Origin of the sequence: Acinetobacter sp. AHP123 (assembly GCF_023757925.1) — a bacterium.
GTDB classification, from domain to species: domain Bacteria; phylum Pseudomonadota; class Gammaproteobacteria; order Pseudomonadales; family Moraxellaceae; genus Acinetobacter; species Acinetobacter oleivorans.
In genome coordinates this window covers 381,282-404,301 of the sequence record NZ_CP092454.1, presented here as the reverse complement: position 1 = coordinate 404,301, position 23,020 = coordinate 381,282, and the positions used below count along the sequence as shown (strand labels likewise).

Below are 23,020 nucleotides of genomic sequence, written 5' to 3'. Positions count from 1 at the left end.
TGCAGCATCTAAATAAGAACTTTATGTGAATATTTGCACTTCAATTTTATTAATGCCATTCAAAATCCTTAATTGGAAAGATGCTGTGTAAATAATTTAAAAAGTGTTGATGGGATATGTCTCCTTAATTTTTAGAAAATGAACAGGATATAAAATGGCTTTGAATATGATTACCTGTCCATGTCATAGCACTGAACTTGATATTTGTACGCCAGTTTTAATGCGTTTTATCTGCCATTGCACTATCTGCCAACAAATTTATAAAACACCTTATGCAGATGTTAGTGTTGTGTTTAAAAAAGATATTGCCAAGCATGCTCAAGCCAATCTTGAGTTTAAAAAATATCGTCGGCCACCAGCGTTAGAACGTGGATTTTGCATATCTTGTTTCAATCCTGTCTTTTCATATTTAAAAACATATACATCTTATGATTTGGCGTTTATACCAAGCAAAAACTTTAAAGATCAAACTGCATTACCTAAACCGATATTACATATGTTTTATAACCGTAAAGTTAGTCAAATGAATGATCAGTTACCCAAATATAGAGGCTATGTGGCAAGCCAATTTGGTTTTACCAAACATTTATTATCAAAACTTTTGTCTATTTAAAAAATAGTGCAGAAGTTTAAGCCATATTATTTATTTAGCCTTTTTTGAAATAGAAAGAGGAACAAAAGAAAATGAGGGAAAATAAAGTGAATAGCCTCAGCCAAAATATGCATTCTACCTACGATGCCGATATTCCATTGCCACAGCGTATAGCTGCTGCTATTGAATTGATAAACCATCCCATTCGAGATACGGTTTATCCCTTTGCAGACCTTGATGTGCAGCAAATTAATACTCTATTTGAAACATGGGATAGTGTGGGTGATCCTTTAGCTGAAAACTTGATAGCCGAGTTACGTAAGCACAAAAGGATGACTAAAAACTTGTTTCAAGCTGCCAGAGCGTTAGAAGCAGAAGGTAATCAGGCCGCAGTTCTATTTTTTAAAGATGTTGAAACAGTACCTGAATGGTTTGATTTTGAAGAAACCAAAGCAAGTGCAGAAATGTCTGGTCGTAATATATTAGGCTTTATATTTGGGTTGCATTCAGCGCTCCCATATACTGCGGTTGATGGCAATATTCCAAGTGTCTTTTTTGCCACAGGTCGTATGAACAAGAAAGGTGATTTTGTTCGACGAATTTGGGAAACTGCTGCTGGTTTTATTGGCGTAATTGATATTGAAGGAATGAAGCCTGGAGGAAAACAGTGGGAGATGTGGGTTCGCATTCGCTTGATGCATAGTATGGTGCGTTTGGGATTAGGTGTGAGTAATAAATGGGTTGGCGTGCGCAAAGGTGTGCCAATATCTGTTACAGGCGCTATTGCTGGAGTCTATGTCATGGGGCGTTTACGTTCTAAGGTTATGCGTGCATTTGGTTATGTGACTAAAGAGGAACTCAATAGTTCTATACGTATTTGGCAATGGGTTGGAAAAATTTTAGGCGTGCCACAAGAGTTTTTTCTGCAAGATTTTCAACAAATCAAAAGATTGGATCAACTCGGATTTAATTTTTTTTATAGTCCAACTCAACTATCGCAAGACTTTGCAAATGAAGTCTATGCTGGGCTTGAGGATGTTACTAAAGGTTTTATACCTAAAAGTGTGAATGCGGCAATTGGTCGATATTCATTGTCTCCACAATGTGTATTGAGTCCAAAAAATGGCCATGTCGCTAATGATCTAAAAATACCTAAAAACATAGTTTTGGATTTAGCTATTACTAGTTTAGCAACAGTGAGTAGAACAGCTAGTCAAATTAATCGTGTTCCATTTGTAGGTCGAATAAATGCACATATTGGTCAAAAGGTTCTCAATAAAGCGCTTGAGATTGGCTTAAATGGTTTACATGCAGAGTTCTCGACAAAAATGAACAATGGATCGACTTGTCCCGTTTAGGAGATAGTACTGAGCAAAAGAGGTTTTTCTGACATTGTCTAGCTCAGATTATTTTGTTTCTTTCCCTTTATGGTAGGATGAGTGTCAGTTCGTTAACTCTTTTCATCCTACTCCATATCTTTGAAGTATTTAAAAATACAATTAAATATAATATCTAAAATAATAGTTAAGTTAATCTAATGAAAAATAATAATAAATTTAAATACTTGTCATAAAAGCTACATTGACACCTACCAACTCTCGGATTATCCTTTGCCTGCTGGCCACATTGCCAGCCGGCTTTGACAGGCCGTCCTTAAGAGCATTGAAAAAAGTCATTTTTTTGATGTAGACTCACTCGTCCCCCTTTTTGTAGCGGTAGGACGGAAGGGGGACACCCTCGGGTGTGCTGGGATCTTAAGGCCAGTCTGTCAACCCTCTTTCGTTCTGCCACCATAATTCCAAATGAATGCTTTGGCAGAACTCCCAAAATCAGGAGTTGGCTATGCACATCCATCAATTCTTGGCACTCATTGCCAAAAGCTATAACGACACCACTTAATTCATCTTTAAACAGTTTGAAGGCTTAACCGCTTTTCAGACTTTAAGTCATTACGGCTAAAAACTTATATCAACAATAAAACTTGAGATGTGCCAAGCACTGTCTTACGGCTTTGCTGTGCCTTTTTTTCTCCCAGAAAGGGCACAGGCTTTTTATCTCAGCCAGACATAACAACCTATTTTTATAATGGTAAAACTATGCCAACTTTAGAAAAGGCTTCAAAAAAATTAAAAGTTATTCATAGCGCAGTAGATCTATTTAATCACTATGGATTTCATAACACGGGCGTAGACCTGATTGCCAAAGAAACTAAAATTCCAAAAGCCACGCTTTATAACTACTTTCACTCGAAAGAAAAGCTGGTTGAAACCTGCATAAGCTTTCAAAAAAGTCGACTGAAAGAAGAAGTGCTGGCAATTGTCTACTCACACCGCTACTCAAAACCAAGCGATAAACTTAAAGAAATTGTGCGTTTACATGTTGATGTAAATAGCGTTTACCATCTTTTGTTTAAAGCCATTTTTGAAATAAAACAGCTTTACCCAACGGCTTACCGTATGGCAGTTGAATATCGAAAATGGCTACTTCGAGAGCTTTTTGATTTGGTCTTTAGTCTGGAAAGCAATGCATTTAATCCCGATGCCAACATGGTTTTAAACCTAATTGATGGCTTGATGCTACAAGTGTTGAGTTCAAATAGTGTGGATGAACGGGATGTGGTGTTGGAGCGGTTTTGGGGGAGGGGGTATTAGTTTTATAAACGACAATATTTGTCGTAATGGCATAATTTCACCTTATAAAAAAGTAACTTAATGGTAATATTGCATCAAACAAATATTGTGAAACTTAAAAGAGAAAATCGTGTCTAATCATCTAAGAATAACTATAGCAATACGAAAGGATAATGTTGAAAATTTCGGCTTATTTCATATGAAGATTTAAAGGAGTTTGGAGGATAAAAAGTAGAATATTTTTCAATGTAAATTGAAAGAATAAATTTAAAATTAAATAGTTTTATATTTTATGAAAATTTAGTTTAATTACTTTATTTTTGTTGGGGAAAGATTATGAAAAACGAAATTATGAGCAAATCAGAGACTGGAGGTGGTTGCACTTTTTTGGGGTTAGTTGGTTATTTTTATTTTTTAGTAGATTAAACGAAAAATTATATAAGTCGATAAAGAAATATATATCGTAAAATTTATTAATTTTATTGGGAATTTTAGTACTGGGGGGAGTATGTTTTATAAAGTTAGAAAGTGGATAATTTGTGAAGTTGTTGATCCGATATCTTCATTGTATAGGTATGTTTATAAAAATATTATTGCTTTCTTTATGTTTGGTTTTTTTCTTGCAGTAATTAGTTGTGTTATTAATCCCAGTATAATTTTTACACCAAAGAAAGAAGTTTTTGTGGTTTATAATCCTGACTTTTATATAAAAAGTGGGCGAATGACATCACTGATAATAAAAGATAAAAATAAAAAAAATATTATTAATTGTGCATATTTTATAAATGAGAATGGTTCATTCTGTGAGTTATATAAACCTAGAAAATTAATGAAAGTAGAAGGAGGTTTTTTTTCTAATTCATCATTATTTTTTAAAGATAAAAAAATTGTAGTTACTCGAATTATTTTTGAAGATGAAAAAGGAGATGTGATTGATTTTTCAACAAATAAGGTAAATGTTATTTTGTGGTGGAATTGGATCTTTTTCCCCACACTATTAGGGAGGTGGTTAATTTTATTTTGGTTCATAGTTATTACTTTAATATTATTTCGAAAAAATTTTAAACATAAAAATAGAATTTAATTCTATTTTTTGGGGTGTTATTTTATGTCAAATTCATTACAGCTTACATTTAATTACTTATCAACAAATATATCTAGTGTTTCTGGTCTTTCTGGACAAGCAATAGCTTATTCTGGAGATAATCAATCATTACTTTCAACAGGTGTTGGGGTTACAGCTACAGCTGTATCTTATGCAGAAGGATTTTCTGAATTAGCTGGAACAAATTTAGGAAAACTTTCTGGTGCGGGAAATCTTCTTGGTATGGTACAAGTTGGAGTTAATATTTATGATAATAATGGAGATACTGGTAAGTTAACGATCGGAGATGCACTTTCTATAGCAAGCACAATGTCGATGTTTATTCCTGGAGGACAAGTAATAGGGTTATCTTTATCAGTAGCAGGGTTAGTTTATAATATTTATGAAAATAAATATGGCTCATATACTCTTAATGATGTTGGTAATTATTGGTTTGATGCTTTTAATAAAAATAATAGTTCGATGAATTTAAATAATGATGGTGTTAAAAAATATCATATTTATGACCCAATCATCTTAGACTTAGACAAAGATGGTATTGAAACGATTGCTGCCAATAAATTGTCTGGTGTGTTATTTGATCATGATAATGATGGGATCCGTACTTCAACAGGTTGGGTTAGTTCAGATGACGGTATCCTAGTATTGGATCGTAATGGCGATGGTGTCATTAATAATGGTAGTGAACTCTTTGGTGACAGTGTAACTTTAAAGGATGGTAGTCAAGCAAGTAATGGTTATGCTGCTCTAGCTGAATTTGATAGCAATGGCGATGGTAAAGTAAATGCTGAAGATATGAATTTTGACCAACTGAAAGTTTGGCGTGATCTGAATCAAGATGGAGTTAGTCAAGCAGATGAACTATTTGGTTTGACGGAACTAGGGATTCAGTCTTTAAATTTAAATCATACAAATACTGATACTGCGTTGGGTAATGACAATATCTTGGCTCAAACTGGAAGCTTTGAAACTCTAGATGGTCAAAGCCATATAATGGGAGATGTCAATTTTAGTTTTGATAGTATCTACAGTAGATTTAATAACACTATTGAATTAACAGCAGAACAACAACAAGCTGCAAATCTACAAGGTGCTGGACGTGTCCGTGATCTTAGAGAAGCTGCCGCTTTATCTCCAGAGCTAGCAGAAACATTAAAAAATTATTCAAATGCAGAAACAAAGGCTGAGCAGTATGATTTATTAGACCAATTGATTTTAAATTGGGCGAAAACTGATCCAGATTTTAAAGATGCAAATGAAGTGCGAATGGTATCTTGGGTTAAAACTGCTAATGAAGGTATTGCATTAACACCAGGACAAGCGGCAACAGTTACTTTAGCAGCACCATTGTCAAAAGAATCACAGGCAATGTTAGATAAAATTCATCATATACTTCCAATATTAGATGCATTTTCTGGTTCAAAACCTTCACAGGTTTATTATGAAAATGAAGCAGATATTAAAAATGTTTTTAATATTATAAATAATGCATATGTGAGTTTGAAAGAAGGTATTTATACGGGCTTGCTTTATCAAACACGTTTAGATGATTATTTGGCAGAAATTAAACTCAATTTACAAGCAACAGATCCAGCTGAGTTATTTGATTATTCTGGAATTCAGGAAAAATTAGAGAAAATTTTTATAACTAACCCAGAGAAAGCATTTACCGATTTAAGTGATTTAGTAAACCATCATCCTGATATTTTAACTAATTGGTTGGCGGGAGGAAAAGTATTATTAATTCAGTTCTTAAATGAAGCAATTGATCAGGGATTATGGAGCAATTTAGCATCTAAGATCGATCTAATAACATTGAATAAAATAAGCTTTATTATGGGAACACAACGAAATGATACCTTAAATGGTACTACTCAAGATGACATTCTCGTAGGTGGTTCAGGTAATGATATCCTCAATGGTGGGACCGGAAATGACGTTCTTGAGGGTGGTGCTGGTAACGACATCTTGAGTGGCGGTGCGGGTGATGACCTCTTTGATGGTGGTACGGGCAACGACACGCTGAATGGTGGTTTGGGTAACAACATCTATGTGTTTGGCCGAGGTGACGGACAGGATACAGTCAGTTCAAGCTATAACAATGATGTAAACAAATTGAATATCCTGAGATTAAAAGAAGGTATCACTGCTTCAGACCTGATTATCAAACAGGTGGGTACCGGACTTGAAATTAGCATTTCAGGGAGTACGGATAAAATCACATTCCAGGATGTGCTTTATCAGGATTCATTGAATAATCCGTATAGCTCATTACAGCGAATCGAGTTTGCAGACGGGACCAGTCTGAAAGTTGCCGATATTTTACAGCAGGCGTATCAGGGAACGGACGGTGCCGACTGGTTGGCTGGAACTACAGATGCGGATCACTTACTGGGTGGCTTGGGGAACGACACGTTATATGGACGTGGAGGGAACGATACGCTTGAAGGTGGAGATGGCGACGACAAACTGTATGGCGAAGAAGGTGCAGATATCCTCAAGGGTGGACTGGGTAACGATACCTTAGATGGCGGCAATGGAAATGACGTTCTTGAGGGTGGTGCTGGTAACGACATCTTGAGTGGCGGTGCGGGTGATGACCTCTTTGATGGTGGTACGGGCAACGACACGCTGAATGGTGGTTTGGGTAACAACATCTATGTGTTTGGCCGAGGTGACGGACAGGATACAGTCAGTTCAAGCTATAACAATGATGTAAACAAATTGAATATCCTGAGATTAAAAGAAGGTATCACCGCTTCAGACCTGATTATCAAACAGGTGGGTACCGGACTTGAAATTAGCATTTCAGGGAGTACGGATAAAATCACATTCCAGGATGTGCTTTATCAGGATTCATTGAATAATCCGTATAGCTCATTACAGCGAATCGAGTTTGCAGACGGGACCAGTCTGAAAGTTGCCGATATTTTACAGCAGGCGTATCAGGGAACGGACGGTGCCGACTGGTTGGCTGGAACTACAGATGCGGATCACTTACTGGGTGGCTTGGGGAACGACACGTTATATGGACGTGGAGGGAACGATACGCTTGAAGGTGGAGATGGCGACGACAAACTGTATGGTGAAGAAGGTGCAGATATCCTCAAGGGTGGACTGGGTAACGATACCTTAGATGGTGGCAATGGAAATGACATTCTTGAGGGTGGTGCTGGTAACGACATCTTGAGTGGAGGTGCGGGTGATGACCTCTTTGATGGTGGTACGGGCAACGACACGCTGAATGGTGGTTTGGGTAACAACATCTATGTGTTTGGCCGAGGTGACGGACAGGATACAGTCAGTTCAAGCTATAACAATGATGTAAACAAATTGAATATCCTGAGATTAAAAGAAGGTATCACTGCTTCAGACCTGATTATCAAACAGGTGGGTACCGGACTTGAAATTAGCATTTCAGGGAGTACGGATAAAATCACATTCCAGGATGTGCTTTATCAGGATTCATTGAATAATCCGTATAGCTCATTACAGCGAATCGAGTTTGCAGACGGGACCAGTCTGAAAGTTGCCGATATTTTACAGCAGGCGTATCAGGGAACGGACGGTGCCGACTGGTTGGCTGGAACTACAGATGCGGATCACTTACTGGGTGGCTTGGGGAACGACACGTTATATGGACGTGGAGGGAACGATACGCTTGAAGGTGGAGATGGCGACGACAAACTGTATGGTGAAGAAGGTGCAGATATCCTCAAGGGTGGACTGGGTAACGATACCTTAGATGGTGGCAATGGAAATGACATTCTTGAGGGTGGTGCTGGTAACGACATCTTGAGTGGAGGTGCGGGTGATGACCTCTTTGATGGTGGTACGGGCAACGACACGCTGAATGGTGGTTTGGGTAACAACATCTATGTGTTTGGCCGAGGTGACGGACAGGATACAGTCAGTTCAAGCTATAACAATGATGTAAACAAATTGAATATCCTGAGATTAAAAGAAGGTATCACTGCTTCAGACCTGATTATCAAACAGGTGGGTACCGGACTTGAAATTAGCATTTCAGGGAGTACGGATAAAATCACATTCCAGGATGTGCTTTATCAGGATTCATTGAATAATCCGTATAGCTCATTACAGCGAATCGAGTTTGCAGACGGGACCAGTCTGAAAGTTGCCGATATTTTACAGCAGGCGTATCAGGGAACGGACGGTGCCGACTGGTTGGCTGGAACTACAGATGCGGATCACTTACTGGGTGGCTTGGGGAACGACACGTTATATGGACGTGGAGGGAACGATACGCTTGAAGGTGGAGATGGCGACGACAAACTGTATGGTGAAGAAGGTGCAGATATCCTCAAGGGTGGACTGGGTAACGATACCTTAGATGGTGGCAATGGAAATGACATTCTTGAGGGTGGTGCTGGTAACGACATCTTGAGTGGAGGTGCGGGTGATGACCTCTTTGATGGTGGTACGGGCAACGACACGCTGAATGGTGGTTTGGGTAACAACATCTATGTGTTTGGCCGAGGTGACGGACAGGATACAGTTAGTTCAAGCTATAACAATGATGTAAACAAATTGAATATCCTGAGATTAAAAGAAGGTATCACCGCTTCAGACCTGATTATCAAACAGGTGGGTACCGGACTTGAAATTAGCATTTCAGGGAGTACGGATAAAATCACATTCCAGGATGTGCTTTATCAGGATTCATTGAATAATCCGTATAGCTCATTACAGCGAATCGAGTTTACAGATGGCACGAGTCTGACGGTTGCAGATATTCTGACGAAGTTGTATGCGGGAACAGCAGCAGCAGATAGTTTAACGGGGACCAAAGAAGCTGACCATATCTTGGGCGGGGCAGGCAATGACACATTATATGGTCAGGCAGGTAATGACAGCCTTGAGGGAGAAGATGGAGACGACAAACTCTATGGTGGTGATGGCAATGACCTTCTAAAAGGTGGAGCAGGAAACGATACACTTGATGGGGGAACAGGTTCAGATATTCTGGAAGGTGGTATAGGGAACGATACTCTCTATGGCGGAGCCGGAAATAACGTTTACCTGTTTGGTCGAGGAGATGGGCAGGATGTTGTTCGGGTGAGTTATGACACGACGATCAATAAGACCAATACCCTTCAACTTAAAGAAGGAATTACTGCCTCCGACATTATTTTAAAGCAGGTTTCTGACCCTGATGTTGGCGGTAATGGTGCCGTGGAGGTATCCATCTCTGGTAGTACGGACAAGATTACGTTTAATGGCTTCCTTTATCAGGACAGTCCAGTCAATAACTATAACTCGCTCCAACGAATCGAGTTTGCAGATGGCATGAGTCTGACGGTTGCAGATATTCTGACGAAGTTGTACGCGGGAGCAGCAGCAGCAGATAGTTTAACGGGGACCAAAGAAGCTGACCATATCTTGGGCGGGGCAGGCAATGACACATTATATGGTCAGGCAGGTAATGACAGCCTTGAGGGAGAAGATGGAGACGACAAACTCTATGGTGGTGATGGCAATGATCTTCTAAAAGGTGGAGCAGGAAACGATACCTTAGATGGTGGCAATGGAAATGACATTCTTGAGGGTGGTGCTGGTAACGACATCCTGAGTGGCGGTGTGGGGGATGATCTCTTTGAAGGTGGAACTGGTAGTGACACGATCTATGGCGGTACTGGTGCTGATAATGCGATTTTCAAAATTTTAGAAGGTTTGGGAAATAATGCTGTAGGTGGTAATAATGTTGATACATGGTCAGACTTTAATATTTCCCAAGGAGATAAAATTAATATTTCAGAGTTAATCATTGGTCAGGCTAGTAAAGAGAATCTTAATCAGTTTGTATCATTTGAAAAAAGCGGTTCAACAGTTACGCTAAGTTTGGATAGAGATGGAAATGATGTAAATTATTCAGCTACTAAGTTATTAATTTTAAATAATCAAACAAATGTAACTAGTTTAGATGATTTAATTAAAGTAGATGTCTTTATAGTTTAGTTTCATCAGTGATACTTCAATTTAAATCTTAAAGATTGAATAAAAAACCGCTATTAGATAGCGGTTTTTTATTCATAATTTTTATAAAGAACTTTCATACTCCACATACCCATCTTCAATTGCAGGAATAATCTCTACAAACTCAAAGTAGGGCACTGTACAAAACTCAGAGTCTCGAATCACATCAATCACAAAATAATAATCTTGCAAAGATGTCGTCTCAAACACAGCAATATCACTGGCTTTAGTGCTAAACGCTTCAACGTCATACCATCGAACTTTTACAGTCGGGTATTTTTTAAAAATAGGTTCAAGCTTCTTTGCACTAAACTCAGCCCGCTTTTCACGAGCTAAAGCCAACCAAGCAGGCAAAGCTCTTAAATGAATAAAAAAAGTATAGGTTCTAGACATAACCACTCCATGACTGAGCTGAGTTGTAGCTCAACTGAAAACTGTATTTGCTTGTCATATCAAAATGACTCAGTCAGTATATGAGTGATTACTCACATTATATACTCGCATTTCGGCCCATGTCAGAAACTCTTCCAGACCTACGCAAACGCCCGCGTCAAGCACGCTCAACGGCTACCTTTGAAGCTATTTTAGAAGCGGCTGCTCGCATTTTAGAGTCTTTAGGCTTTGCAGGATTTAACACAAATGCCGTGGCTGAACTTGCTGGAGTAAGCATTGGTAGCCTATATCAATACTTTCCATCTAAAGATGCTTTAATCGTCGAGTTAATTCGACGTGAGCGAGCTGAGCTTTCAAATCGTATTGTTGAAGCCATAGAGCAAAATAACGCTACAGACCTAAAAGAAAAATTAAAACTCGTCATACACGCTGCTGTGCAACACCAATTGAGCCGTCCCCTGTTGGCACGAACACTAGAGTTTGCTTCTGAACTCATTGGAAAAGACATTGAGGAAAGTGAACTTCAACATGAGCTTGAAACCATAATTTCCGATCTGTTTATACGTTCTGACATTTCCCATGCACAAACAGTCGCACAAGATGTGATTGCTTTAAGCAAAGGAATGATTAACGTGGCAGGCATCGCAGGGGAAAGTGATTTAAATCATTTACAGCAGCGAGTTGAAAAAGCTGTATTTGGTTATTTGAATCTATATTAAAGATTATTAATTTTGCTATAAAATAGCTTTTTTTATTTTATTAAATAATTATATTTTTTTATTGGGGAATTTATGAAAGATGAAATTATGAGTAAAGGAGATGTAAGGGCATTTACCTCAATTTTCTTAGGTTTAGCAGGTTACTCTATTTTTATGTTTTATCTACTTGCTAAAAGAAGTAAAGGAGTAAATTACTTTGATGATTTATACTCAGTTAATAGTTTTGTAGTTTACTTTCTAGTTTTTTTGCTATTTATCTTAGAAAGACAAGTAAAAAAGTATGTAAAACAAGAAAAAATATGGATTGTAAATTTTCTTGTATGTGTCGGTACTTTTAGTACAGGTATTTTATTGGCCTCTGGCTTTTTTACTATTGTTTTATAATGGGGATAGTTGTGATTTATAAACTTAAAATGTGGATCTCTAGGGAAGTGGTTGATCCATTTTTTTCATTATATTCGTATATTTATAAAAATTTTGTTCTTGTCTTTACCTTAGGTTTTTGTCTGATCGTACTACTTTGTGCTCTTAACCCAAGTATAGTTTTCACTCCTAAAAAAGAGGGTTTTGTTGTTTATGAACCTGAATTTCAAATTAAACATGGGCGTATGACATCACTGATAATAAAAAGGGGAAATAAAAAATTTTTAATCAATTGTGCATATTTTAAAAATGAGAATGGTTCATTCTGTGAATTATATAGACCTAGAAAATTGCTTAAATTAGAAGGAAGTTTTTTTCCTTATCCTTCAATATTTCTTGATGGTAATAAAATTGTGGCTAGCAGTGTTCTCTTTGAAGATGAAAAAGGGAGTGTAATTAATTTTTCAACTAGTGAAGAAAAAATTGCTTCTTGGTGGATTTGGGTTATGTTCCCCACCTTATTAATGCGGTATTTAATTTTAATCTGGCTAGCGGTGGTTGTTTTAATATTACTTTTAAAAGCTTTTAAATATCAGAATAAAAGTTAATACTTATCACAACAGATATTCTTGTAGTTCTTTTTCAATCGTCTCACTAATCAACGTTGAATAGTCACTATCCTTAGTATCTAAATGACGCATTAACCACACATCTTGTTTTAAAGTTTGCTCGGGTAGTATGGGGGCTAAACCCGAAGCCTTTGCAACAAAACAAGGCAGTAATTCCTTGTTCATCACGATTTAATCGAATGTGATCAGAAAGTAATTTATTGGGGATATCAAGGTCTAGCCATACAAAGACCGGGGCGAGTTTTAGTAACAGTTGAGAAAACAGATTCAATATTACACGTTAGCATTGCAGGCCAAGCCGTTTTAGTTGGTTCTCTTATTTACCCCAGCAATTTTAATAATGAATGATATTATTATTAAGCACTCAACAACAATCTTGGCTACCGTAGGGAATGAAGATGCTTAAGCATGAGGGTCAAAGTCCAATCGAGATATACAATTCCATGATTGATAATGGCGTTGTTCTTGCAGATCCATCTCAGCGACAAGCTATTGAAACATTGGATGAGATTTGGAATAAACTTGAAAACCAGTCTAATCATTTCTTTAGTCCCCAGATTAAAGGTCTATATATGTGGGGAAGCGTAGGAACAGGTAAGACATGGATTATGGACTTATTCTATAACTCCCTTAATTTTAAAAAGAAAATGAGAGTGCATTTTCATCATTTCCTAAAAGATATTCACAAACAACTTATTGGCTATCGGGGAAATAAAGATCCTTTAACGTTGATCGCTAATGACATAGCAAGCAACTATAAACTGATTTGCTTCGATGAGTTTTTTGTATCAAATGTTGCCGATGCAATGATACTTTCAAATCTATTTAATCTGCTATTTTCAAAGAAAGTGATATTGGTTGCTACCTCGAATATCGATCCGAAAGATCTTTATAAAGATGGTTTAAATCGCGATAGATTTTTAGAGACCATAGATCATATCAATAAGAATTGCACGGTCTTGAAAATCGGTAATCAACTCGATTATAGAACCATTAAAGAAAGCAATGCCAATGACCATTTCTATAGGTTTCCATTAAATCAAGAATCAGAACAATGGCTTCATTCGGTTTACCAGCAGCTTACAAATAACCAGAAAGAACTCAAGACGAGCATCTTAATCAACCATAGATCAGTCGAGGTTAAATCTTGCTATAAGAATGTGATTTGGCTCGACTTTGAAAACCTTTGCCGAGAAGCCAGAAGCCCAGCTGATTATATTGAGATAGCAATGCAATATGACTATGTGCTTATCAGTGGAATTGGTGATTTAACAGATAGAATTTATGATACCGTGAGACGTTTTATTTATTTGATTGATGAACTTTATGATCAAAAAATCAAACTATACTTTGCTGCTTCACAACCATTAAATCAATTATATAAAGGCGAGAGGCTTAAATTTGAATTTCAAAGAACGTATTCACGATTACAGGAAATGCAAAGCATAAGTTATAACAAGGAACTTCAAGAGCCTGCTTGAATTATCCTTTTATAATAAAAATTATTTTTACAGCGAAATTTTTATAACAAAGAAATAATCAAAAAAAATGAGTATTAAATATTTTAATGTTTGATAAAATTATCTAATATTTATGTGGTGATTTATATTTTCGTGTAGTTTGACTTGGTTAAAAATCAAAAATGGAATTTTAAATGTATCTTTTAGAATATTTTTCAGTGCTGCAACTTTCAATAATGTTAATAACAATAGTTTTTTCTTATATTATTTTTGGAATGGTTGGTTTTGGAACTGCGTTAATTGCGAGCCCTGTATTACTTAACTTTTTACCTCTCTCTCAAATTATTCCCCTTTTAGCCTTACTAGATATGTTTGCTGCCATTTCGAATGTTATTAAAGATGGTAAGAAGGCAGACTTTTCTGAATTGAAATTCCTAATACCACTTATGTTTGTCGGTAGTTTTCTTGGCTTTATACTACTGATGAGAGTGAATGCAAGTTACGCACTTCTAGCATTTGGCATATTTACGCTTTTATATGCGATTTACTCATTAAGCGGCTTTAAACCCCAGAAAAAACTAGAGAAAAAATTTGTTTTTCCTTTTGGGTTATCTGGTGGTTTCTTAGGAGCTATGTTTGGTAGTGGTGGGTTTTTATATGCGATTTATCTTAACGGACGAATCGAAACCCCAGAAAAAATCCGCGTCACTCAAACTACATTAATTGGGTGCAGTACGGTGTTTCGAGTCATTCTATTTACTACAGCAGGTGTGTACTTTTCGGATAACTTATTTTCACTTGCGCTTCTGTTTATTCCATCAATGTTGATAGGTGCGTTCATTGGCAAGCGAATTACACTCAAATTGTCTAAACAACAATTCTTGAAGATTATTAATGTCATTGTGCTGCTATCTGGAATCTCGATTATTGTTAAATATACTTTAACAATATAGATTTATTATTTTTAGCTTCTAAACTAATTGATTTAGATATTAATAATTTTAATTTTATTCTATTTGTTTTAATAACGAAGGGTAAGATACATATATTGCTTTGTGTAAAATATTAACCAATACCTTGATACCTATAGTGAAATAAAACCAATTATAAATACCCAGTTATAATTTTTGATTTTAATGGCGTGGTAGTGGTTTTGAAAAGACTAACTATAGATGCACTAAACTTTGCATTAAGTTCATTTAAAATTAATTTAAGTGAGAAAATCGCAAGTGATATGTATAGGGGTAGTCAATTTAGCAAGATTGCTAAAGATTGATACATACCTGAACGTGTTGTGCGTGAGATACGGCAGGGGATAGCCAATAAAAAACCGCTATAGATAGCGGTTTTTTATTTAGCAGATGCTTAAACTTACCAGCTTAACGCACCACCAGTTTGGTAGTCAGTTACGCGAGTTTCAAAGAAGTTCTTCTCTTTACGTAAGTCCATCATCTCAGACATCCACGCAAATGGATTCGTTACACCAGCAAATTGCTCTGGTAAACCTAACTGAGATAAACGGCGGTTACAGATGAATTTCAAATATTCTTCCATCATGCTTGCGTTCATACCCAATACACCACGTGGCATTGTGTCACGCGCATATTCGATTTCAAGCATTGTGCCTTCAACAATCATTTGAACCACTTCTTGTTGGAACTCAGCGCTCCAAAGGTGAGGGTTCTCAATCTTGATTTGGTTAATCATATCGATACCAAAGTTCAAGTGCATAGACTCATCACGCAAGATGTATTGGAATTGCTCAGCAACACCGTTCATCTTGTTACGGCGCCCCATACTCAAAATTTGAGTAAAGCCACAGTAGAAGAAGATCCCTTCAAGAACACAGTAGAATGCAATCAGGTTACGAAGTAAACGCTGATCGTTTTCAGGCGTGCCTGTGTGGAAATTAGGATCAGTTAAAGATTGAGTATATTTCAATCCCCACGCTGCTTTACGCGCAACAGATGGAACTTCACGGTACATATTGAAGACTTCGCCTTCATCCATGCCTAAAGATTCGATACAGTATTGGTAAGCGTGGGTGTGAATCGCTTCTTCAAATGCTTGACGCAAAATGTACTGACGGCATTCAGGGTTAGTAATGTGGCGGTAAATTGCCAATACTAAGTTGTTTGCAACCAAAGAGTCCGCAGTCGAGAAGAAACCTAAAGAACGCATAACAATCGTACGCTCATCTTCAGTTAAGCCGTTTTCAGACTTCCAAAGCGCGATGTCTAGGTTCATGTTTACTTCTTGCGGCATCCAGTGGTTTGCACACCCGTCAAGGTACTTCTGCCAAGCCCATTCATATTTAAATGGAACAAGCTGGTTCAAGTCTGCACGACAGTTAATCATTGCTTTGTCGTCAACTTGCACACGTTGCGCGCCCATTTCTAGCTCTTCAAGGCCAGGGGCAACATCTAAGTGTTCTAAGGCTGCAGAGGCTCTAGCCACCGTATCGGAGGCAACTGTTGGTCGCACGGAATGGGTTCCAGCGGATTGTGGAGCTGCCACGCTCTGCGATGATGACTGCGCAGCAGATACATTCTGCGAATCAGACGTTTTTTCCGGTTGGATGGGCGCAGACTTGTGTTCAGGTGCAGCCGGTTTTTGCGAATCATCTTCAAAATCGTCCCAACTAAGGATAGACATTTTTGTTCTCTCTTCGTTGTGTATATCTATATTTGACATCTCTTAAACGAAGATGTCCCTACTATACGCTTTTAATGTGTAAACAAAATTAAGTTTTATTGATGCATGACCAAATTTTGGGCCTCTGGTCTCTACTCACTACAACTTATTTTGTTTACGCTGTTGCTTACGTATTGTGAAAAATGCGTAAATCAGCGGTATATAAAAGAAAAGAAAGGCAAAGATTAAAACTCCAACACCAAGCATATAGTTATGGCTGAGATGAAAAAGCATAATCTTTACCTCTTAAAATTGCTCTTTAGTGAAAAAGAGCAATTTTATTGAATGTTATTGGCAAGCTTCACAATCTGGGTTGTCGATTGAACAAGCCATTGGAACTGGAGCTGCTTGAGTAAAACCATCTTCTTCAACAGCTTCTGGTTTTTTCGCTTCTACAACAGGGGCAGCAACTGCCGCCGCTTCAACAGTCGCAGGTTTAACTGCGTTTAAAGCACCTGTGTTGATTGTAGATTTTTCAGCAGAAGTTGCGCCTAAAGCTCGGAGGTAATAAGTCGTCTTAAGACCACGTAACCACGCCATCTTGTAAGTGATGTCAAGTTTCTTACCATTAGCACCAGAGATGTAAAGGTTAAGAGACTGAGCTTGATCAATCCACTTTTGACGGCGTGATGCAGCATCAACGATCCAACGTGTATCTACTTCAAACGCAGTAGCAAAGATTGCTTTTAATTCTTCAGGAATACGAGCAATTTTTTGTACTGAACCTTCAAAGTGTTTCAAGTCATTAACCATCACTGTGTCCCAAAGACCACGATCTTTTAATGCACGAACGAGGTAAGGGTTAATTACAGTGAACTCACCAGACAAGTTAGATTTCACATATAAGTTCTGGAATGTTGGCTCAATAGACTGAGAAACACCACAAATGTTAGAGATGGTTGCAGTAGGAGCAATCGCCATCACGTTTGAGTTACGCATACCGTCTTTTTGAACTTTTGTACGTAAAGTATCCCAGTCTAGACGTTGAGTACGGTCAACTTCGAACATGCGTTCTGGACGAGATTTCGCAACAATTTCTAAAGAGTCGATTGGAAGGATACCTTGATCCCACAATGAACCTTTGAATGTTGAGTAAGAACCACGTTCAACAGCTAAGTTGCTTGAAGTTTCAATCGCGTAGTAGCTAATCACTTCCATTGATTCATCAGCAAAATCAATAGCAGCGTCTGAACCGTAAGCGATGTTCATTTCATATAGAGCATCTTGGAAGCCCATGATACCCATACCCACTGGGCGGTGTTTCAAGTTCGAGTTTTTCGCTTGTGGTACAGCGTAGTAGTTAATGTCGATAACGTTATCGAGCATGCGTACTGCTGTTTTAATTGTGCGAGCTAACTTCTCACGGTCTAACACACCACCTTGAACGTGTTGTACAAGGTTGATTGAGCCTAAGTTACATACTGCGATTTCGTCTTGATTTGTATTCAAGGTAATTTCAGTACATAAGTTAGATGAGTGAACTACACCAACATGTTGTTGTGGTGAACGTAAGTTACATACATCTTTGAACGTAATCCACGGGTGACCAGTTTCAAACAACATAGAAAGCATTTTGCGCCATAAGTCTTTAGCACGTACTTTCTTATGTAGCATGTTGGTTTCTTTCGCTACAGACTCATAGTAAGCATAACGCTCAGCAAATTCAGCACCAGTTAAGTCGTGCAAGTCTGGAGTTTCAGAAGGGGTAAATAGTGTCCATTCACCATCTTCAAATACACGTTGCATAAACAAGTCTGGAACCCAGTTCGCAGTGTTCATGTCGTGTGTACGGCGACGGTCATCACCAGTGTTTTTACGAAGTTCTAAAAACTCTTCGATGTCTAAGTGCCAAGTTTCTAAGTATGCACACACGGCACCTTTACGCTTACCACCTTGGTTTACTGCAACAGCTGTATCGTTCGCAACTTTCAAGAATGGAACCACACCCTGAGACTTACCGTTTGTACCCTTAATGTAAGAGTTCAAGGCACGTACAGGTGTCCAGTCATTTCCTAAACCACCAGCCCATTTAGAAAGCATAGCGTTATCACGCATTGCGCCATAAATGTCGTAAAGGTCATCGCCAATTGTTGTTAAGTAACAACTAGAAAGCTGTGGACGTAATGTACCTGAGTTAAACAGGGTAGGCGTAGACGCCATGTAGTCGAAGCTAGACAATAAGTTATAGAACTCGATTGCACGTTCTTCTTTATCTTGCTCATTTAACGCAAGACCCATCGACACACGCATAAAGAATAATTGTGGTAATTCGAAGCGAACGCCGTTTGAGTGAATGAAGTAACGGTCAAATAAAGTCTGTAAACCTAAGTAGGTAAACTGATTAGAGCGTTCTGGCTGAATTGCTGCTGCCAATTTCTCTAAATCAAAATCAAGCAAGTCTGGTGAAAGCAAGTCAAGCTCTACACCTTTTTTCAAAAAGGCTTCAAGTGCATTGTTTTCAGGAGTATCTGTAGGCAAGCCTAAGAATGCTAAACCTGTGCTCACTAATTCACTAGAAAGCAAACGTGCAGTTACGTAAGTATAGTTTGGTTCTTGTTCAATACGAGTACGTGTTGCCATCATCATTGTAGTGGCAATATCACTTTCTTTTACGCCGTTATATAAGTTCTTAACGGTTTCATCAACAATAGCCTGAACGTCAATACCTTCCAAACCTTCAGCTGCTTTCGCTACAGTTGCTTGCAATGCACTTAAATCAAGTGGCTGAAGCTGACCGTTAGCATCGGTAACTTGTAACGTAGGATGGTGGTTTGAGTTCGTTTGCTGACGAGCAGTAGTACGTTGTTCGCGGTAAATCACGTAAGCGCGGGCAACTTTCTGTTCTCCGGTACGCATTAAAGCAAGTTCAACCTGATCTTGAATTTCTTCAATATGGATTGTACCGCCTGATGGTAAACGACGAGTGAAAGTATTTAATACCATTTCCGTCAGTTGGGTAATACGGTCGTGAATACGGCTTGAATCCGAACTCTGTTGACCTTCCACAGCAAGAAAAGCTTTACCAATCGCAACAGAAATTTTCTCTGCATCAAATGCAGCAACATCTCCAGTGCGTTTGATCACCTGAATTTGACCGGGAGTCGAAGTAATTACGCTCATGCCAGCATAGCTCCATTGTCACTTTTGTTATGTTTATAGACCGTTTGAACCGAGCAAAAAGTATGCCACGATGTTTGAGGGATAAACACAAGACTTAGTAGTTAAAGTTTATTTTGAACACAAGATACGGGATTTTTCATAGCAGATCAATCTTGACTTTTTAGTAATTTTTTATCTGTATGATTTGATGGGAGATAGCATAGCAAAGCTATTAAAAAACGCTTATAGATAACTTTGTGGATAACTCAAAAAACAAGCACTTAAATACAATTAATGTAGGTGAAGAAATAATTTGTTTAATATTCATACATTGGAAATATGAATAGAATATGAAATTTCATAACAATAACTAAATGTTAAAAACACGAGAAAATTCAAAGGTTAATAAAATGCAACAAAACACGGTTGTCATGTATCAGTTTGGTGAACGCCTACTTGTTTACAATGTAAACGTGTGTATATTGCAAATGATAAACGAATGTATCTGCAAGATTTTTAAGATGCATGTAATGAGATTTATAGGGGCAATGATATGAGCCAAGAAGAAAAGTTACCAAAGATTCTGATCGTTGAAGATGACGAGCGTTTAGCACGATTAACTCAAGAGTATTTAATCCGCAACGGCTTGGAAGTTGGTGTAGAAACTGATGGTAACCGTGCAATTCGTCGTATTATTAGTGAACAACCAGACCTAGTGGTCTTGGATGTCATGTTGCCGGGTGCCGATGGCTTAACTGTTTGCCGTGAAGTTCGTCCACATTATCATCAACCGATTTTGATGTTAACTGCACGTACAGAAGATATGGATCAGGTACTTGGTCTAGAAATGGGTGCAGACGACTATGTTGCTAAACCAGTTCAACCACGTGTGCTATTAGCGCGTATTCGTGCACTATTACGTCGCACAGATAAAACTGTAGAAGACGAAGTTGCACAGCGTATCGAATTTGATGACCTTGTAATTGATAATGGCGGCCGTTCTGTAACACTGCATGGTGAGCTTGTTGATTTCACTAGCGCAGAATATGACCTATTATGGTTGCTTGCATCAAATGCTGGTCGTATCTTATCGCGTGAAGATATCTTCGAACGTTTACGCGGTATTGAATACGATGGTCAGGACCGTTCAATCGATGTCCGTATCTCACGTATTCGTCCAAAAATTGGTGATGATCCTGAAAATCCAAAACGTATTAAAACAGTGCGTAGTAAAGGTTACTTGTTCGTTAAAGAAACCAATGGGTTATAAGATCTGAATAAACTTCCTATAAGGTTGGTCGAGTGTTTAAACACAGCATATTCCTGCGAATCTATGCGGGACTGGTAATTCTTGTTGTTTTGGTTGCCGTTTTTGGTTATTTGCTTGTACAAATTATCAATTATCAGCGTGCTCAAGAATACCGTGAATCTTTAACTGATGGTATTTCTTATGTCATTAGTGAGGGAGTCGCTCGACAACCGGGGAAGCAACAGAAAATAGACTGGGTTTCAGATGCATCAGATTTATTGGAACTTCCAATTTATTACACTGATGCGAGCAAGGTCGAGTTATCTCGTACTGAGAAAAAACGGATCGAAGCTCAAAAGTCTGTTGTTCGTTACGATGCCAGTAATAGTATCGCGTATATCATTATTGGTCTACGTGACGATCCTCAGCACTTTTTATCGATAAAAGTAGACAAAATTAGTGAGCGCCAAATGAAGGCTCTCCCTATTTTTGTACTTGATTATCTAATGTTTTATCCGGGGCAAGAACAAGAATATCTTGCCAAGATTCAAAAACATTTTTCATATCCAATTAATATCTACAATATTCAAGATATTAATCTAGACTCTGAGCAAATTGGTCGTTTGCGCCAAGATCAAAGTGTCATGTTGTACAAAGATAGTGCAACAATGCGTGGAACAACCATTTCAATCGTATCTCCAATACCAAATCATCCTACACAAGTTCTGGTTCTTGGACCGGTTCCAATGTTTAACTGGATGCCTTTACAGCTTTCTGCCGGAATTACCTTATTTAGCCTATTCTTATTGAGTTTGGGTGTTTATGGTCTTATCTTGCCGTTAGAGCGTAAAATTCGCCAAGTGCGTTATGCGTTAAACCGCATGAAGTCAGGTGATCTGTCATTGCGTGTTCCTATTGAAGGAAGTGACGAAATGGCAAACTTGGCATCAAGTTATAACAATATGTCTGATCATATTCAGCGTTTGATTGAGGCTCAGCGTGAGTTGATGAGAGCTGTATCTCATGAGCTTAGAACGCCGGTTGCCCGTATCCGTTTTGGTACAGAGATGTTGGCAGAGGAAGATGATTACAATCATCGTATGCATCAGGTCGATATGATTGATAAAGATATTGAAGCGCTCAATACCTTAATTGATGAAATCATGACTTATGCAAAGCTAGAGCAGGGTACACCTTCATTAGATTTTGCTGAAATTGCGCTATTTGATGTGTTGGATCAGGTTGCGGTAGAAACTGAAGCTTTAAAAACGCAAAAAGAAATTGAGCTTGTTGCTCCTCCTGTTTATTTGAAAGTCGATGCGGAGCGCCGTTATCTACATCGGGTGGTTCAAAACTTGGTGGGGAATGCTGTTCGTTATTGTGATAACAAAGTTCGTATTACAGGTGGTGTTCACAGCGATGGCATGGCCTTTGTTTGTGTTGAAGATGATGGTGCCGGAATTCCTGAGCAAGATCGTCAAAGAGTATTTGAAGCCTTTGCCCGTTTAGATGACAGTCGTACGCGTGCGTCTGGTGGTTATGGTTTAGGGTTGTCAATTGTAAGCCGTATTGCTTACTGGTTTGGTGGTGAGATTAAAGTAGATGAAAGTCCTACCTTGGGTGGAGCTCGCTTTATCATGACATGGCCTGCAAAACGCTTTAAACAACCTCCTTTGAAAACCAATAAAAAAGCACCTTCATAAAGGTGCTTTTTTATTGCATTACTTATAATTGAGTTGCATCTGGTTCCAAAATAGGTTTTCCGCTTCTTAAGCTGGTCAACGCATCGGAATTAAAGTCGATCAGTAATGAATTGTTTTTTGCATCAATCTGGTATTTTTGAATAAGAGGTTGATCTCCATTAAGCGTTTCTATTTTATATTCATCCGCAATATGCAAAATACCTTCTAGGTTTGTTGTCGTTGACGCAAAATCCTGTCTAAATATTTCATAGACATCTCGCAAGTCAAAAATTGCATTGTTCGCATCTGGATGTTTGTGAATATAGCTTTCTATATGTCGCACAAGTAACTGCGCAAACAAGTAGTAGTTTGGTTTGTGCGTATATTCTAGAGTCATGCATTTTTCTC

The 23,020-nt window shown here is 38.1% G+C and carries 18 protein-coding genes and 2 pseudogenes; 14 read left to right on the top strand and 6 right to left on the bottom strand.

The window, feature by feature from the left end; all coding sequences use genetic code 11:
* Window positions 1–154: 154 nt before the first annotated feature.
* The 5 genes from MJX77_RS01900 to MJX77_RS19315 all read left to right on the top strand — a co-directional run bounded on the left by MJX77_RS01900 (window position 155) and on the right by MJX77_RS19315 (window position 10,306).
* Window positions 155–613, top strand: coding sequence for a GFA family protein (locus tag MJX77_RS01900; RefSeq protein WP_252060428.1), 459 nt, complete (start codon window positions 155–157; stop codon window positions 611–613).
* An 86-nt stretch (window positions 614–699) separates the two neighbouring features.
* Complete coding sequence (locus MJX77_RS01895) at window positions 700–1,950, top strand: oxygenase MpaB family protein (RefSeq protein ID WP_252060427.1); 1,251 nt, start codon at window positions 700–702, stop codon at window positions 1,948–1,950.
* 738 nt (window positions 1,951–2,688) lie between these two features.
* Window positions 2,689–3,243: a TetR/AcrR family transcriptional regulator gene (locus tag MJX77_RS01890; protein WP_252060426.1), complete on the top strand. Its 555-nt coding sequence runs from the start codon at window positions 2,689–2,691 to the stop codon at window positions 3,241–3,243.
* 487 nt (window positions 3,244–3,730) lie between these two features.
* A complete protein-coding gene (locus MJX77_RS01885) occupies window positions 3,731–4,306 on the top strand; it encodes a hypothetical protein (RefSeq protein WP_252060425.1) in 576 nt (191 codons plus the stop codon).
* 24 nt (window positions 4,307–4,330) lie between these two features.
* Window positions 4,331–10,306: a beta strand repeat-containing protein gene (locus MJX77_RS19315; protein ID WP_286089232.1), complete on the top strand. Its 5,976-nt coding sequence runs from the start codon at window positions 4,331–4,333 to the stop codon at window positions 10,304–10,306.
* Between the two features lie 81 nt (window positions 10,307–10,387).
* Here the strand turns inward: MJX77_RS19315 and MJX77_RS01865 are convergent, their stop codons facing one another.
* The gene (locus MJX77_RS01865) at window positions 10,388–10,717 is read right to left on the bottom strand and encodes a darcynin family protein (protein ID WP_252060424.1); all 330 of its coding nucleotides are present in this window, start codon (window positions 10,715–10,717) and stop codon (window positions 10,388–10,390) included.
* Between the two features lie 119 nt (window positions 10,718–10,836).
* Between MJX77_RS01865 and MJX77_RS01860 the strand changes: the two genes are divergently transcribed.
* The 3 genes from MJX77_RS01860 (at window position 10,837) to MJX77_RS01850 (ending at window position 12,407) form a co-directional block, all read left to right on the top strand.
* Window positions 10,837–11,436 carry a TetR/AcrR family transcriptional regulator gene (locus MJX77_RS01860; protein WP_252060423.1) on the top strand — a complete coding sequence of 200 codons (600 nt, stop codon included), beginning with the start codon at window positions 10,837–10,839 and terminating at the stop codon, window positions 11,434–11,436.
* Between the two features lie 72 nt (window positions 11,437–11,508).
* A complete protein-coding gene (locus MJX77_RS01855) occupies window positions 11,509–11,820 on the top strand; it encodes a hypothetical protein (RefSeq protein ID WP_111855889.1) in 312 nt (103 codons plus the stop codon).
* An 11-nt stretch (window positions 11,821–11,831) separates the two neighbouring features.
* Window positions 11,832–12,407, top strand: a complete 576-nt coding sequence (locus tag MJX77_RS01850; protein ID WP_252060422.1) for a hypothetical protein — start codon at window positions 11,832–11,834, stop codon at window positions 12,405–12,407.
* Between the two features lie 6 nt (window positions 12,408–12,413).
* Here MJX77_RS01850 and MJX77_RS01845 read toward each other — a convergent pair.
* Window positions 12,414–12,578 (bottom strand): annotated as a pseudogene (locus MJX77_RS01845) (LysR family transcriptional regulator); the annotation flags it as partial.
* A gap of 3 nt (window positions 12,579–12,581) precedes the next feature.
* On the opposite strand from MJX77_RS01845, the pseudogene MJX77_RS01840 reads away from it, so the two are divergent.
* The 3 genes and pseudogenes from MJX77_RS01840 to MJX77_RS01830 all read left to right on the top strand — a co-directional run.
* A pseudogene (locus tag MJX77_RS01840) lies at window positions 12,582–12,776 on the top strand (hypothetical protein); the annotation flags it as partial.
* Window positions 12,777–12,826: 50 nt separating this feature from the next.
* A complete protein-coding gene (gene zapE, locus MJX77_RS01835) occupies window positions 12,827–13,909 on the top strand; it encodes a cell division protein ZapE (RefSeq protein WP_252060421.1) in 1,083 nt (360 codons plus the stop codon).
* A gap of 173 nt (window positions 13,910–14,082) precedes the next feature.
* Window positions 14,083–14,841, top strand: coding sequence for a sulfite exporter TauE/SafE family protein (locus MJX77_RS01830; RefSeq protein ID WP_252060420.1), 759 nt, complete (start codon window positions 14,083–14,085; stop codon window positions 14,839–14,841).
* Between the two features lie 418 nt (window positions 14,842–15,259).
* Here MJX77_RS01830 and MJX77_RS01825 read toward each other — a convergent pair whose 3' ends face one another.
* From MJX77_RS01825 to MJX77_RS01815, 3 genes are all read right to left on the bottom strand, one after another.
* On the bottom strand, window positions 15,260–16,543 hold the full coding sequence (locus MJX77_RS01825) for a ribonucleotide-diphosphate reductase subunit beta (protein WP_005302967.1): 1,284 nt from the start codon (window positions 16,541–16,543) through the stop codon (window positions 15,260–15,262).
* Window positions 16,544–16,681: 138 nt separating this feature from the next.
* Window positions 16,682–16,816, bottom strand: coding sequence for a preprotein translocase subunit YajC (locus MJX77_RS01820; protein WP_081399196.1), 135 nt, complete (start codon window positions 16,814–16,816; stop codon window positions 16,682–16,684).
* Between the two features lie 54 nt (window positions 16,817–16,870).
* Window positions 16,871–19,702: a ribonucleoside-diphosphate reductase subunit alpha gene (locus MJX77_RS01815; RefSeq protein WP_151964519.1), complete on the bottom strand. Its 2,832-nt coding sequence runs from the start codon at window positions 19,700–19,702 to the stop codon at window positions 16,871–16,873.
* A gap of 353 nt (window positions 19,703–20,055) precedes the next feature.
* Between MJX77_RS01815 and MJX77_RS01810 the strand changes: the two genes are divergently transcribed.
* Genes MJX77_RS01810 through bfmS form a run of 3 tightly spaced genes read left to right on the top strand, consistent with a single transcriptional unit; the run spans window position 20,056 to window position 22,633 of the window.
* Window positions 20,056–20,238, top strand: a complete 183-nt coding sequence (locus MJX77_RS01810) for a hypothetical protein (protein ID WP_034679197.1) — start codon at window positions 20,056–20,058, stop codon at window positions 20,236–20,238.
* Entirely contained in the window at window positions 20,235–20,951 is a 717-nt protein-coding gene (bfmR, locus tag MJX77_RS01805; protein WP_003653488.1) for a response regulator transcription factor BfmR, read from the top strand. The genes MJX77_RS01810 and bfmR overlap by 4 nt, the downstream gene beginning before the upstream one ends.
* A gap of 32 nt (window positions 20,952–20,983) precedes the next feature.
* Entirely contained in the window at window positions 20,984–22,633 is a 1,650-nt protein-coding gene (bfmS, locus tag MJX77_RS01800; RefSeq protein ID WP_049838196.1) for a sensor histidine kinase BfmS, read from the top strand.
* Window positions 22,634–22,655: 22 nt separating this feature from the next.
* Here the strand turns inward: bfmS and MJX77_RS01795 are convergent, their stop codons facing one another.
* Entirely contained in the window at window positions 22,656–23,009 is a 354-nt protein-coding gene (locus MJX77_RS01795; RefSeq protein WP_002120022.1) for a hypothetical protein, read from the bottom strand.
* Window positions 23,010–23,020: the final 11 nt, after the last annotated feature.